This window comes from Arthrobacter sp. SAFR-044, assembly GCF_059414985.1.
On record NZ_JBPFDN010000014.1, the window covers coordinates 48,890 to 62,749 of the forward strand.

Genomic DNA, 13,860 nt, shown 5'->3' on the forward strand with positions numbered 1-13,860 from the left:
TCTACTTCTTCAGGACCGATTCGAGGCCGGACTGGAAGGCCTGCAGTGCGGTCTTGGCATCCGACTTCCCGGTGATGATGGTCTGGCTGAACTGGTTCAGGGCCTGTCCACCGTCAAGGGCGGCCAGGTTGGCGTTCAAAGTGTTGCCCTGGGCAGCGAACGTCTTGGCGATGGGCTGCCAGTCCTTGACGATCTTGACGTTGTTGGGATCGTTGGCGAACTCCGGGATCTCGGTGATGGACTTGAAGACCGGGAGGGCGGACATCAGCTTCTTCTGCCACAGCTGCTTGAGCTGGCCCAGGTAGTACACCAGGAACTCCTCCGAGGCTTCCTGCGACGGGGTGTTGGTGTACATCATGATGTTGTTCGGGAACACGATGGTGGCCTTGTCCCCGTGCGGGCCGGTGATGGGATCCGCCACCAGCAGGTCGCCGGAGGTATCGCCCACGCGCTGCGGGACGTTCACCTGGAAGAGGCCGTAGCCTGCCTTGCCGTCCTTCCACTGGGCCGACATGTTGTCCGTGGTGTAGCTGACGGCGGCCGGATCGACGATGCCGTTGGACACCAGCTCCAGGACGAATTCCATGGCCTCGACGTTGCGGTCGTTGAGCAGGTCCAGCTCGCCGTCCTTGTTCCAGACGCCGCCGCCGTTGTTGACCATCATCATGATCATGGAGTGGTTGGCGTAGTTGTTGCCCGTGCCTGCGCCGGTGGTGAAGCCGAATGCACCCACCTTCTTCAGGGCCTTGCCCGCCTCAAGCAGGGACGGCCAGTCAGTGGGCAGGGCAACGTTTGCCTTCTCGAACAGGGACTTGCGGTACCAGAAGACGCGCATATCCAACTGCCACGGGACGGCCACGTAGCCCTTGCTGGACTTGAACGGATCCAGCACGCCGGGCAGGAAGTCGTCGAACTGGCCGTTGGCCTTCAGCTTCTCGATCACCTTGTCCGCGTAGGCGATCTGGCCCTGCTGCTCGAACTGGAATGCCTGGAAGCCACCGCCCGTGGACACAGCCGGGCCCGTCTTTGAGGCAATGGCAGAGGAGAAGGTCTGGTAGAAGTTGGCCCACTGGATGATCTGGTAGGACGCCTTGCTGCCGTTCGCACCGGAGAAGCCTTCGGCGATGCCCTTGGCGGCGTCGTTGTAGGCGGGCGTTGCCCACGGCATATCCCAGAACTTCACGGTCCCGCCGGCCCCGCCCCCGCCGCCTCCCTGTGACGCCGAGCCGCCGCCGCAGGCAGCGAGCAGGGGTACGGAGGCTGCGGCAGCCGTCAGGCCCAGGAAACCGCGCCGTGAGAAGGAGCGGCTCTGTTCGGGAGTTGCGTTCATGATGTGTGTCCTTTCGGGACCGTCTTGCGCTGTGCGCCGTTGGTGCGGTCCTGCTCATCGTTGAGAGTGGAGGTGGGACTGGACTGTGCTTTGGGACTGCTTGTTCGGTTGCGTATCGGTGGGCTGGTTACGTGGCAGCGAGGGTTGCGTAAAGGTCGGTCAGCCGGGCAAACCCGGCCAGATCGTCCGGGAGGGTGCCGGCGCTGAGATGGTTCTTCAGCCGCCGCCACGCCGCCCGGTGGGCGGATTCGTACAGGGTGGGAAGCAAAAGTTCGCCGTGGGCCCCGGTGACCCTGACGTCGGCGGGCCACGCCGCGTCGGGATCCGGAACGCGGACGTCCACCCCGCCGTCGGCCGTGTAGAGATGGATGTCGACGCCGGACCGGCGGGCTGCCGTGAGCACGCCCTGGGCGGTGAACGGGGAGCCGTTGGCCAGCCTGCCGGTGACGGTGTATCCGGTGGTGCCGCTGCGGAGGATGCCGACACCGTGGAGCGGTCCGCTGACGGCCAGCACTGCGGCGAGGTGCCGGGCCAGGAGCCGTTGCAGGTCCGTGCCCGGCGCTGCCGTGGCAACGCTGTCCATCAACGACGCCGTGCCCAGGGCGCTGCGTACGGCATCGCGGGCGTCGGGATCGCCGCTTTCGCTGACGAGTGCGGGGTTGGATGCCCAGTGGAGATCGAGGACGACGGCGGCCCCGGCGGCCTGTGTGGCCGCCGCCAGCTGCGTGGCCTCCTCGGGGACGGGATCCACTACCAGGATGCCGCGGGAACCTGCTTCGACGGCCCGGGCGGCTTCCGTGGTCCAGCCTGCTTCGCCTGCAATAACGGCAACGTCGGCTGCCAGGTCCTCCGACGCAGGGCCGAACGTTGCCGGCAGGGAGGCTACCGCCAGGGCTACTGCGCCTGCCTCTTCGGCCTGGGGCGTTGCTGTCACTGTGTACGCGCTCATGCTGTGGCTCCTGCCCTTTCCGCAGAAGCAGCGTGTCCTGCGGCAACGTTCTGCACGGTGGCCTCGGAGATGGCCAGGGCGAAAGTGAGGTCGTCGATCAGGGCCTGGGCGGATGGCGCCTGGCGCGTTCCGCGGGCCAGTTCAGCCAGTTCGCGCCACTCACCTTCGTAGCCGTTGTGGCCGTACGGGCCGAAGGTGCTGGTCTCGCTGTCCCGGGAGAAGGTGGCGACGGCGGAGCCGGCCTGGACGTAGGACGGCGTGAAGTCGATTCGGAGCGCGGAATCATCGCCGATGGCCTCGAAGGTCCACTCGGGCTTCCAGGTGCTGTTCATTACGGCACGCAGTTCGATGACGCGGGTGGGGGTTCGTAGCGAGACGGAGTACCCGAACGGCCGGACGTGCCGCGCCTGGAGGACCTCGATCTCGCCGAAGTCCGGGGTGAAGCGGCGCACCAGCGGCAGGTCGTGGATGGCCAGGCCCATGATTCCGCCCTGCATCATGGCCTTGACGACATCGATATCCGAGTAATCGTGCGTCCCGGCGGCCGGGCGGGTGATGATCTCGGTGGCGAAGTCCTCGAAGCGGGCGTTCGGCGGGAGCACGATGGAGGAGCGGATGGTGTGCACCTGCTCGGGAAGTTTGCCCCAGTTCTGTTCCGCAGCGAGCCAGCCTGGGTCGAAGGTGTGCATCGCGCCTACTACGATCGGCACGCCGGTCGCGGCGCTGACGTCCGCGATCCTGGCCGCCTCGTCGCCGTTCATGGCGAAGGGCTTCTCGCAGAGGACTGCTTTCTTACCGGCCCGGCAGGCGGCAATGACCTGGTCGGCGTGGAACTGGTGTGGGCTGCAGATCGCGACGATGTCCACCCCAGGATCGCCAAGGAGGGCCTCCATGCTGGTGCTGGATGCGGCACCAACACGCGCCGCCACTGAGGAGGCCACAGCGGGATCCACGTCCATGATGTGGCGTACTTCCAGAATGTCCTGGAGGCGGGCCAGTGCAGGGAGGTGGATGGCCTGGGTGACGGGTCCGGCGCCGAGGATGCCGACGCCGATGGGCCGGTCGGCTGGCGCTGTGAAGTGGGACAAGTTCAATTACCTCTTTGTAAGCGGACTCTGGAAGATCGGAGCCATCACCGCGACGGATGGCTGCCATCGGAACTGCAGATGTGCCTTGAATCACAACCTAGAGCGACTTTTGACGCGCGTCAAGCAAAAGCTGTCTGTTGCGCGCCATTCTTCTGCTGTGGTGACAGCACTAAGTAACAGTGTTATGACTTAGTGCATGACTTCAACGACCGGCAGGCAGGCCGGAAAAGACTCCGACGTCGGCAGCCTGTCGCGGGCAGGGGACCTTTTCCAGTTGCTGCGTGACGGTAAGGCCCGCACGCGGGCCGAGCTCGCCCTGAGCACGGGGCTGGCCCGCTCCACGGTCGCCTCGCGGATCGACGCCCTCATGCTCTCGGGCCTGGTGGGCCCGGCCGGGGAGGCGCTCTCCAGCGGCGGCAGGCCGCCGTCGCGCTTTGCCTTCAACCCGTCCGCCCGGCTGGTGCTGGCCGTGGACGTGGGGGCCACCCACGTCATCGTCGCGGTCACGGACCTCGGCGGGAAGATCCTCGCCGAGCACCGGCTGGCGCAGCAGGTGGCAGCCGGACCGGAGGCCGTGCTGGACCAGGTGGTTGCGCAGGGCAGGGAGCTGCTGGCCTCGGCCGGCCGGAGCGTCACAGAACTTGCCGGGATCGGCATTGGCCTGCCCGGGCCCGTGGAACATGACACGGGCAAGCCCGTAAAGCCTCCCATCATGCCCGGCTGGGATGGGTTCGACGTGGTCAGCTACGTCCAGCGGTCCCTGCCCGTCCACGTGCTGGTGGACAACGACGTCAACATCATGGCCCTGGGGGAGCAGTCCGCCCATTGGCCCGAGCACAACAACTTCTTCTTCGTGAAGGTGGCCACCGGCATCGGCTCCGGCATCATCAGCAACGGGGAACTTCAACGCGGCGCCAACGGCACGGCAGGCGACCTCGGGCATGTCCAGGTGGCCCGGGGCACGGAGGTCCTGTGTGCCTGTGGAAACTACGGGTGCCTGGAAGCGCTGGCGTCCGGTCCCGCCGTCGTGCGTTCCCTCCAGGACCAGGGACTGGACGTGGCCAAGGGCGCTGACGTGCTCCGGCTCGCCGCCGACGGCAACCTGCAGGCGATCCAGGCGCTGCGCCAGGCCGGCCGGGACATCGGTGAGGTCCTGGCCACCGTGGTCAACCTGCTCAATCCGTCCGTGATTGTGGTGGGCGGCAGCTTTGGTGAGACGGGGGAGCACGTGGTGGCCGGCATCCGCGAAGTGGTGTACCGGCGCTCCCCCCCGCTGGCCACCTCACACCTGCGCATCAGCGTCTCCCGCGCCGGAAGCCAGGCTGCCGTGCTGGGGGCAAGCCAGCTGGTCACCCAGTACGTGCTCTCGCCCGCCGTCATCGAAGCCACCCTGGCCAGCGCCATCGCCGGGTGACGCCGGAGGATCCCCGGCGCCACCTGGCGATCAGCCTTACGCCTCCGCTTCGGGCTCCGGGGCCTCAGTCAAGAGCAGCGCGGTTCCGCCATAGGCGGGCAGCTCCAGGAAGAAGCTGTGCAGGTCATCCACCTGCCCCACGGTTTCGCCGCTGAACAGGTCCTGGACATTGGCGCCGGACGGCAGTTCATTGGACTGGATGCTGCCGGCGATGTCCTGCCCGGAGAAGTTCAGCGCGGTGACCTGCAGGGCCCCGTCTTTCAGTCGGTTGACCAGCACCAGCGCGGCGCGGTTGGAGACCTCGGGCACGTCCAGCAGGGTGCCCGTGGCGATCCCGTTTTCTTCCCGGACGGCGAGGATCCGCTGGAGGCGGCGGGCGAAGGAGTCCTGGTCCTGCAACTGGTCCGGCAGTGATCCGTACAGGCTGCGGGCCCGCGGCATCCCGGCCGAGGAGCTGGTGGCGTCCGGGCTGGTCCCCATGAGGTCGTGCGCGCCCCGGTTGATCCAGCGCGTATCGCCCTGGGACGTGAGTTCGCGGACGCTGCTGCGGTCCAGGGCCATGATGCCGGTCAGGTCCCAGCCGGAAAGGGCAAAGACGCCGGGCTGGAGCGCGTTGTACATGGCCAGGAGCAGGTGGACGTCCCGGATCTGCGCCTCCTGCTCCGGGGTTACTGTGGCCGGGTCCTTGATTCCCAGGGCCGCCATGATGAAGCTGACAGTAGTGCAGGCAATGCCGTTGGTGGTGAACACGGCGTTGTACGGCGCATTCTCCCCGGTGAGCTGGTCCCGCAGGGTCTGCTGCACATTCTCGGCCAGTTGGGCGCCGGTGAGTTCCTCACCGTTGAGCTCGAACATCTCGTCCCGGTGTCCGGCAGCGAAGTGCAGCAGCTCGTAGGTGAGTTCGTCATGGTTCTGCAACGCGTGCACCAGCGAGGCCTGGTCCACCCCGATTTCCATGGACAGGCGGAGGGTCAGCCGCAGGAACTCGGTATCGGCCGTCACGAGGGAGTAGTGGTAGGCCGGCCGGGTGATGAAGTCGTAGGAAAGGTCCGGCCCGGCCTCCGAAGTTGCCTTGATGTCATCGATGGTCAGGTTCAGCTCCTGGAAGGAGAACCCGCCCACTTTGCGGATCATGGAGCCGATGAGCTGGTTGGCGGCCTCGGACAGCGGGTGCCCCTCGGACCATCCGGGCTGCTCCTCGGCGCTCTTCTCGACGCCCAGGAAGCCGTTGGCGTCCAGCCGGAGCGCTCCTGTGCCCAGGTCCACCAGGGAGTGCAGGGCATCGCCCACCACCAGGCGCATGCCGGCGAACGTGGGGTCAAGCCAGTTGATGGAGGGCTGGCCGGCCTTGAAGTAGTGCAGGTAGACCCAGCGGCGGGTCTTGCCCGTGGTGTCCACGATGGGCCGCGTGGCGCTCCAGTTCGTCTCCTTGACCCCGGGCTCGTAGAAGATGACCCGCTGCAGGCGGCCGATGATGTAGCCGGCCTTCTGCAGGGCCTGTTCGGAGTCGGGGCTGAGGTTGACCGAGTCCGCACCCTCCGGGACGTCCGGGAGCAGGTTCCAGTCCTCTTCCGGGATGTCCACCATGTGGTAGATCCCGGGGTAGTCCCGGAAGTTCATCTCGGCCAGGCGGAAGTCTGCACCCTTGCCGGTGTGGCCGGGCACGATGTCATCGATCACCGTGCCCTCGTGCTCAGCCGCGACCTCGCACATGCTGCGGAACTCTTCTTCGGTGCCGAAGACCGGATCAATCGCCATACTGATGCGGTCAAAGTGGCCATCAACGCTGGGCGTGTGGGACCAGCCGCTGATGCCGCCGGCGAGCTTCACGGGTCCGGTGTGGATCCCTCGGATACCGATTTCGCGGAAAGCCTTCCACATCTCGGGGTCGCCCAAGGCGGAGAGGAAGGACTGGCCGGTCCGGGTGATGAAGGACAACGGGTAGGCGGTAAACCATACGGAGGCGCGTTCGACGGCGGCCCGCGGGTTGGGATGGGCATACGAGTTCTGCCACATGCTGGCCTGGCCGGACAGCTGCCGTGCCAGCGTATTCGCATCCCCGAGCATGGCCTGGTTGCGCAGCCACTCCACATACGCGGCGTTCCGCCCATCGAATTCGAAGGACGGCCTGCTGCCCACGAACTGCCGCCGGCGCGCGATGGGCCGAAGTGCCTTGGGCCGGGCAGCGAAGAACTGCTCGTCGAAAGTAACCTCCAGGTCCGGTGTCGGCTCCGCAGCGCCCTCTTCCACTTCCGCATTGCCCGCGGCGGCTGCATCCGCTTCTGAAGTACGCTCGCTGGTGCCCGGCTCCCGCATAAGCTCCTCTTTCCGTTGCTCGTTTCCGTGCTGGCATGGATGCTCCAAGACCCCTTGCCCAAGGTCAGGTACCCAAGCGAGCAGGGAGTATTCGGTGTTCCCCCTCCCGATGCTACTGCGCAGCGGAGCCTGCGGAAGGGACGCCGGCGCGCCGCTCCTCCCTAAGCCCGCGAATCCCCCCTGTTTTGCCCGTTTCCCCCACCAACGCGTCCACGGGTCGTATTCTTAGAGCAAAGGTTTTGCAGTGGGCCGAAGCGCTGATAGCAGGGCTGGAGCATGGCCGCTGATCCCACGGGGCAGGTTGGCTGGGGACCGCTTCCAGTTACCCCGGAGCCGGTATTCGACAGCAAGGACGTCGAAGACTACCTCTGGGAGGTCACCCGCGACTTCATGACGGGTATCACAGGTGAGCGCCGCGGCATCGGCTGGGCGGCCACCCTCTTTCGCCTGGGCAAGGCACGCACCCTCGCGGCCAGTACGGAGCAGGCGCGCGAGGCCGACCGCGAACAGTGCTCGTTTGCCGACGGGCCGGTCATGGACGCCGTTCGCACCGGGGAATTCGTCCTGCTGTCCGACCTGGGCCGGGACCGGCGCTGGCCCGGCTATTCCAGCGCCGCGGCCGGCCATGGCGTGCAGTCCCTGCTTTCCGTCCCCATCCTTACCGAAGGCGCCACGAGCGCTGCCATCACCCTCTACGCAGCGTCCCCGCATGCCTTCACCAGCGATGACCTGGTGCAGAGCCAAAGCTATGTACGCCAGGTGTCGCGGGCCCTGCGCGTCGTAGTCCGCACTGCGGAGCGCGCGGAAGCAACAGCCGGTCTCGCCGTCGTCCAAAGCTCGCTGGTCCTGGTGGACCTGGCGGTGCGCAGCCTCATGAACGAATACGGACTCACCCGCGAGGGTGCACTGCGGTTCCTGCAGACGCAGGCGCTGCACCACGAACTGGACCTGAGGGACGCGGCACTGTATGTTGTGGCCCCCGGCGGCGTGGACCGCGGGGGCGGGCAGGTTCCAGGGCGGCGGCAGGAAACGTTCGACGGCGTGGCGGAGCTTCCGCGCCCGTCGGCGACGGGGCGGGACTTTCCAACCGGAAAGTCGCCCCGGAAGGAAGCTGCGGCGGGGAAGGAACCCCCGCCGGCGGCGGAAGGAAGGACGGCATGACCATCGAGAAGCAGGAGCTGAGCTCCGTCGTCGAAGGACCGGACAGACACCCCTGGCACCGGTTCGTTGCCTTGGGGGACTCCTACACAGAAGGAATTGGCGACCCCGAACCGAACAGCCTGGGCGGCCTCCGCGGCTGGGCTGACCGGGTGGCCGAGGAACTCGCCGACAGCCAGCCGGACTTCGCCTACGCCAACCTGGCGATCCGGGGTTTCCTTCTGAAGCAGATCCTCGACGTGCAGCTGGAGCCGGCCCTGGCACTGAAACCCGACCTTATCGCCATGTCCGGCGGCGGTAACGACATCGTGTTCCGCCACGGCGACCCGGACAAGCTGGCGGAAAAGATCGACGAGGCCGTCGGTATCCTGTCCGCCACCGGTGCCACGGTGCTGCTCTACGCAGGTCCGGACTGGGGCGATACTCCTGTCTTTGGCAAGATCCGCGGACGCGTGGCGATCTATAACGAGCACCTGCACAGGATCGGCGCGCGGCACCACGCCATCATGGTGGACCTGTGGTGCCTGCCTGAGCTTCAGCACGCACTGATGTGGGACCCGGACCGGCTGCACCTGTCCCCGCTGGGCCATCACTCCGTGGCCGTGGCAACCCTCAACGCCCTGGGGGTAGCGCACACCCTCAAGCCGCTCCAGCCGCGGCCGCTTCCGGCCCATGGGTGGACGCAGGCCCGGGCTGAGGACCTGGTGTGGGCGCGGCAGTACTTTGTGCCGTGGGTGCTCAAGCGGCTGCTTCCCCACCACGCCGGCGACGACCTTGCGGCGAAGCGGCCCCAGCCGGCGCCCGTGTTTGGCTTCGGCCGCCCGGGACCATTCCCGCCGGGCCACCCCGCCCGCCAGGCGCCTGCTGCCGGCGGTGCCTCCGGTGTGCAGCCGGCTGCGGTCCCCGGGGTACCGGCGGACAGGGTGGCCTGAGGGGTTTAGCGCTTTTTGGGGGAACGCTTCGACGCTGCGTTCAGTGCCGACTTGACCGCAGGAGGCAGGCCGCCCTGCTCCGTTTCGGGTTCGGCCACCGTTCCACGGGCCTTCGCGATGGCCTTCATGCCGTGGTAGATCACCAGCGCGGCAGCGGAACCAAGGGCGATGCCGGTGAACTTCAGGTCTCCGATGGTCCAGGTGTAGTCGGCGATGCCGATGATCAGGGCGACGGCCGCAGTGGTCAGGTTGACGGGGTTGGAGAAGTTCACCTTGCTCTGAACCCAGATCTTCACGCCGAGGATGCCGATCATGCCGTACAGCATGGTGGCGGCGCCGCCCAGCACGCCTGCCGGGACGGTGGCAATCAGTTCGCCGAACTTCGGCGAGAAGCTGAGCAGGATGGCGAACATGCCGGCAACCCAGTAGGCCGCCGTCGAATACACCTTGGTGGCAGCCATGACGCCGATGTTTTCCGCGTAAGTGGTGGTGCCGGAGCCGCCGCCGAAGCCGGCCAGGACGGTAGCGGCACCGTCCGCCATCAGCGCACGTCCGGAGACGCCGTCGAGGTTCTGGCCCGTCATGGCGGCAACGGACTTCACATGGCCGATGTTCTCCGCCACCAGCACCAGGACCACGGGGACGAACAGGCCCAGGACGCCGATGTGGAATTCGGGGGTTTGGAAGTGCGGAAGGCCGATCCAGGCTGCGGCGTCCATCTTGTCGTACTTCACCTCGCCGCGGAGCATGGCCACCAGGTAGCCCACCACCACGCCCACCAGGATGCTCAGCCGGCCCAGGATTCCGCGGAACAGGACGCTGACCAGGATGATGGTGGCCAGGGTGATGACGGCGGTGATGGGCGCCGCGTCGAAGTTTTGCTTTGCGGCGGGGGCCAGGTTGAGGCCGATCAGCGCCACGATGGCACCCGTGACGATGGGCGGCATGAGCCGGTTGATCCAGCCGGCGCCGAACTTCTGCACCACAGCACCCACAAGGGCAAGGGTGGCACCCGCGAGGACTACGCCGCCCAGGGCGCCGGGGATCCCGAATTGCGCCTGCGAGGCGGTGATGGGTGCGATGAACGCAAAGCTTGAGCCCAGGTAGCTGGGCACCCGGCCCTTGGTGATCACCAGGAACAGCAGCGTCCCGATGCCCGAGAAGAACAGGGTGGTGGCCGGCGGCATCCCGGTGATGATGGGAACCAGGAAGGTGGCTCCGAACATGGCCACCACGTGCTGCATGCCCACGCCAATGGTCAGGGGCCACGCCAGGCGCTCATCGGGGGCCACCACCTGGCCGGGCTTGATGGTTTTGCCGGTGCCGTGCAGCTTCCATTTGATTCCGAGCATGCTCATGGGAAGGAATGCCTTTCAGGGGGTGCCGCGAACGGGCGAAGATCAACTCGGTCCAGAATACCGCCAAGTAATTCCCGCCGGCCTGCTGTGGCCAACGTCACGGGCCGTCACGGGAAGAGGGGGAAAGCACTTGAAGTTGCAACTATGGAAAGCAACAGAGGCCACCCCGGCACGAGGGCGGCGCAGCGAAAGGGAAGCCAATGACCATTGCCCACGAAGAAGCGGTTATCGATTCGGCAGCCGTGGACGCCATCTTCGCCCAGGCCCGCACCGCCAACTCCTTCACCGGCGAGGTGACGGACGAGCAGGCCCAGGCCATCTACGAGCTCACCAAATTCGGCCCCACCGCATTCAACTCCCAGCCGCTGCGCGTCACGTACGTCCGCTCTCCCGAGGCCCGCGCCACCCTGGTCGATGCCCTGTCCCGCGGCAACCAGGCCAAGACGGCCTCCGCGCCGCTCGTGGCCATCCTCAGCTACGACACCGACTGGGCCGGCAAGTGGGACAATTTCCTCCCCGGTTACAACGCCCCCAAAGCCATGTACGACGCCGACCCGGCCCTTGCCGCCGCCACGGGCAACAACAATGCCCACCTGCAGGCCGGCTACTTCATCCTGGCTGTCCGCTCCCTCGGTTTCGCCGCCGGCCCCATGACCGGCGCCGACTTCGCCGCGATCGACGCTGCCTTCTTCCCCGCCGGCGACCAGAAGAGCTTCCTGGTGGTCAACATCGGCCAGCCCGGCGAGGAGGCCTGGGGAGATGCAAAGCCGAAGTACTCCTACGGCGAGGCTGTCCGCACCATCTAACCCAGGACGCCCCATCACGTCCTGCCCCCCCCTTTTTCCAACGCGCCATCACCTTTAACGCCTTTACCCCACACGCGCCATCACCTCCTGATGGCGCGTGCGGTTTTAGGGGCGGGAGGTGATGGGGCGTTGGGCGTTTAAGGGCAGGATGTGATGTGGCGTCTGAGGGGGAGTGGGAGACTGGGGCATGCCGATGCGCAACCTGATCTTCGTGGCCTTCGTCGAGCCCGTGGCCGAGGGTCAGGTTTTCCCGCGGACGGACTGGCCGCTGCACATCACGCTGCTGAGGTTTGACGTGAAGTTCGACGCCGGCGCTGTCGCCACCACAAACACCCAGGACAGCGCGGACGTCGCCGAACGCATCGCTGGGCTCGCTGACGCGCCGGCGGCCGCGGCGCTGGGGGCCGCGCTGGCAGTGGGGGAGGATGCCGCCTTCGGCCGCAACGGCTCGGTGCCGGTCAACCTCATCCTGCCCCAGCCGGACCTGCAGGCCCTGCACGAACAGCTCGTTGCCGCCGTCGACAGCCTGGGCGGCAGGATACTTACGCCCGCCCACACCCTCGCCGGGTACCGACCCCACGTCTCGCACCACGGTGGCAAGCGCCTCCACCCGGGCGACGCCGTCGTGCTTGACCGCGTCGCCCTGGTGGATATGGCTCCCGACGGCGACCACGCCATCAGGCGCGTCCTCCGGCTGTGGCGCCGCGAAGGGGAGAGCTAGGCGATGACGCTGTCCACCAGCGCCTTGGCCTCGGCCTGCACCTGCTTCAGGTGCTCCTCGCCCTTGAAGGACTCGGCGTAGATCTTGTACACGTCCTCGGTGCCGGACGGTCGGGCCGCGAACCAGGCATTCTCGGTAACCACCTTCAGCCCGCCGATGGCTGCGCCGTTGCCCGGCGCCTCGGTGAGCTTGGCGGTGATCTCTTCGCCTGCCAGCGACGTGGCGGTCACGTCGGAGGCGGATAGCTTGCCCAGCTTCGCCTTCTGCTCCCGCGTTGCGGCGGCGTCGATCCGAGCGTAGACCGGGGCGCCGAACTGGTCAGTCAGGCCCTTGTACAGCTGGGACGGGGACTTGCCCGTAACGGCGGTGATTTCGGACGCCAGCAGGGCCAGCAGGATGCCGTCCTTGTCCGTGGTCCACACGCTGCCGTCCAGCTTGTTGAAGGAGGCGCCGGCGGATTCCTCGCCGCCGAACGCACCTTCCCCGGAAAGCAGGCCCGGCACAAACCACTTGAAGCCCACGGGGACCTCCACGAGCTTGCGGCCCAGGCTTTCGGCCACCCGGTCGATGATGGAGGAGGACACCAGGGTCTTGCCCACCACGGAGGCGGGGTTCCAGCCGCTGCGGTTGCGGTACAGGTAGTCGATGGCCACGGCGAGGTAGTGGTTCGGGTTCATCAGCCCGCCGTCGGGCGTGACGATGCCGTGGCGGTCGGCGTCGGCGTCATTGCCGGTGGCGATATCGAAGGAGGATCCGCCGGCAGACATGCGCTGAATCAGCGATGCCATGGCCGACGGCGACGAGCAGTCCATGCGGATCTTCTCGTCCCAGTCCAGCGTCATGAAGGCCCACTGCGGGTCCACCGTGGGGTTCACCACGGTGAGGTTCAAGTGGTGGCGCTCGGCAATCTCGCCCCAGTAGTCCACGGAGGCGCCGCCCATGGGGTCGGCGCCGATCCGGACGCCGGCGTCGCGGATGGCGTCCAGGTTCAGGACGGACGGAAGATCGTCCACATAGCTGGAGAGGAAGTCGAACTTGCCGGTGGTGTCCGCTGCCTGGGCGTCCGCCAGCGGAATCCGCTTCACGCCGCGCAGCCCGTTTTCCAGCAGCTCATTGGCGCGGTTGGCGATCCAGCCTGTGGCGTCCGAGTCAGCCGGCCCGCCGTGCGGGGGGTTGTACTTGAAGCCGCCGTCGGCCGGCGGGTTGTGGCTGGGCGTCACCACGATGCCGTCGGCCTGCGGGGCTCCCGGCGCGGCCTTCCGGTTGTACGTGAGGATGGCGTGGCTCAGGGCCGGGGTGGGGGTGTAGCCGTGGCGGGCGTCGACCAGCACCTGGACGCCGTTGGCGGCAAGGACCTCGAGGGCGGAGTTCTGGGCCGGCTCGCTCAGCGCGTGGGTGTCCTTGGCCAGGAACAGCGGCCCGGTGACGCCCTGCGCCGCCCGGTATTCCACGATGGCCTGGGTGATCGCCACGATGTGCGGCTCGTTGAACGAGGCCTTGAGGCTGGACCCCCGGTGCCCTGACGTGCCGAACACCACGCGCTGGCCGGGATCACCCAGGTCCGGCGCGATGTCGTAATACGCGTCAAGGAGCGCAGTGATGTCAACAAGGTCCTGGGGTTGGGCAACTGTACCCGCGCGGCTAGCCATGGCTCCAGCATGCCAGAAGCTGGCGGGAGTCAACACGACCCGCCCAGAATCCGGACGCTGTGACCTGGCATGACGCGGCAAAACCAAGTAGTCAACCTGAGTACACGGCGGCAAAAGTACCTATATACCGGCCCTTCCG

The 13,860-nt window shown here is 67.0% G+C and carries 11 protein-coding genes; 5 read left to right on the forward strand and 6 right to left on the reverse strand.

Annotated elements, in window-relative coordinates; all coding sequences use genetic code 11:
* Position 1: 1 nt before the first annotated feature.
* From ACR65J_RS18185 to ACR65J_RS18195, 3 genes are all read right to left on the reverse strand, one after another.
* Positions 2–1,330: an ABC transporter substrate-binding protein gene (locus ACR65J_RS18185; protein WP_440171689.1), complete on the reverse strand. Its 1,329-nt coding sequence runs from the start codon at positions 1,328–1,330 to the stop codon at positions 2–4.
* A gap of 127 nt (positions 1,331–1,457) precedes the next feature.
* The gene (locus ACR65J_RS18190; protein WP_440171691.1) at positions 1,458–2,279 is read right to left on the reverse strand and encodes a hypothetical protein; all 822 of its coding nucleotides are present in this window, start codon (positions 2,277–2,279) and stop codon (positions 1,458–1,460) included.
* The gene (locus ACR65J_RS18195; RefSeq protein ID WP_440171693.1) at positions 2,276–3,367 is read right to left on the reverse strand and encodes a Gfo/Idh/MocA family protein; all 1,092 of its coding nucleotides are present in this window, start codon (positions 3,365–3,367) and stop codon (positions 2,276–2,278) included. Before ACR65J_RS18195 ends, ACR65J_RS18190 begins: the two co-directional genes overlap by 4 nt.
* 196 nt (positions 3,368–3,563) lie before the next feature.
* Here ACR65J_RS18195 and ACR65J_RS18200 point away from each other — a divergent pair, with 196 nt between their 5' ends.
* Positions 3,564–4,781, forward strand: coding sequence for an ROK family transcriptional regulator (locus ACR65J_RS18200; RefSeq protein WP_440171695.1), 1,218 nt, complete (start codon positions 3,564–3,566; stop codon positions 4,779–4,781).
* A gap of 36 nt (positions 4,782–4,817) precedes the next feature.
* Here the strand turns inward: ACR65J_RS18200 and treS are convergent, their stop codons facing one another.
* Complete coding sequence (gene treS, locus ACR65J_RS18205) at positions 4,818–7,097, reverse strand: maltose alpha-D-glucosyltransferase (RefSeq protein WP_440171697.1); 2,280 nt, start codon at positions 7,095–7,097, stop codon at positions 4,818–4,820.
* A 276-nt stretch (positions 7,098–7,373) separates the two neighbouring features.
* On the opposite strand from treS, the gene ACR65J_RS18210 reads away from it, so the two are divergent.
* Both ACR65J_RS18210 and ACR65J_RS18215 read left to right on the forward strand, forming a co-directional pair.
* Complete coding sequence (locus ACR65J_RS18210) at positions 7,374–8,258, forward strand: GAF domain-containing protein (protein WP_440171699.1); 885 nt, start codon at positions 7,374–7,376, stop codon at positions 8,256–8,258.
* Complete coding sequence (locus ACR65J_RS18215) at positions 8,255–9,187, forward strand: SGNH/GDSL hydrolase family protein (protein ID WP_440171701.1); 933 nt, start codon at positions 8,255–8,257, stop codon at positions 9,185–9,187. The genes ACR65J_RS18210 and ACR65J_RS18215 overlap by 4 nt, the downstream gene beginning before the upstream one ends.
* 5 nt (positions 9,188–9,192) lie before the next feature.
* Here ACR65J_RS18215 and ACR65J_RS18220 read toward each other — a convergent pair whose 3' ends face one another.
* The gene (locus tag ACR65J_RS18220; protein ID WP_440171703.1) at positions 9,193–10,545 is read right to left on the reverse strand and encodes a uracil-xanthine permease family protein; all 1,353 of its coding nucleotides are present in this window, start codon (positions 10,543–10,545) and stop codon (positions 9,193–9,195) included.
* 200 nt (positions 10,546–10,745) lie between these two features.
* On the opposite strand from ACR65J_RS18220, the gene ACR65J_RS18225 reads away from it, so the two are divergent.
* Together ACR65J_RS18225 and ACR65J_RS18230 are read left to right on the forward strand one after the other, a co-directional pair.
* On the forward strand, positions 10,746–11,351 hold the full coding sequence (locus ACR65J_RS18225) for a malonic semialdehyde reductase (RefSeq protein WP_440171705.1): 606 nt from the start codon (positions 10,746–10,748) through the stop codon (positions 11,349–11,351).
* Positions 11,352–11,544: 193 nt separating this feature from the next.
* Entirely contained in the window at positions 11,545–12,072 is a 528-nt protein-coding gene (locus ACR65J_RS18230; protein WP_440171803.1) for a hypothetical protein, read from the forward strand.
* On the opposite strand, the gene pgm is transcribed toward ACR65J_RS18230, so the two are convergent.
* The gene (pgm, locus tag ACR65J_RS18235; protein ID WP_440171707.1) at positions 12,069–13,721 is read right to left on the reverse strand and encodes a phosphoglucomutase (alpha-D-glucose-1,6-bisphosphate-dependent); all 1,653 of its coding nucleotides are present in this window, start codon (positions 13,719–13,721) and stop codon (positions 12,069–12,071) included. The genes ACR65J_RS18230 and pgm overlap by 4 nt on opposite strands.
* Positions 13,722–13,860 lie beyond the last annotated feature (139 nt).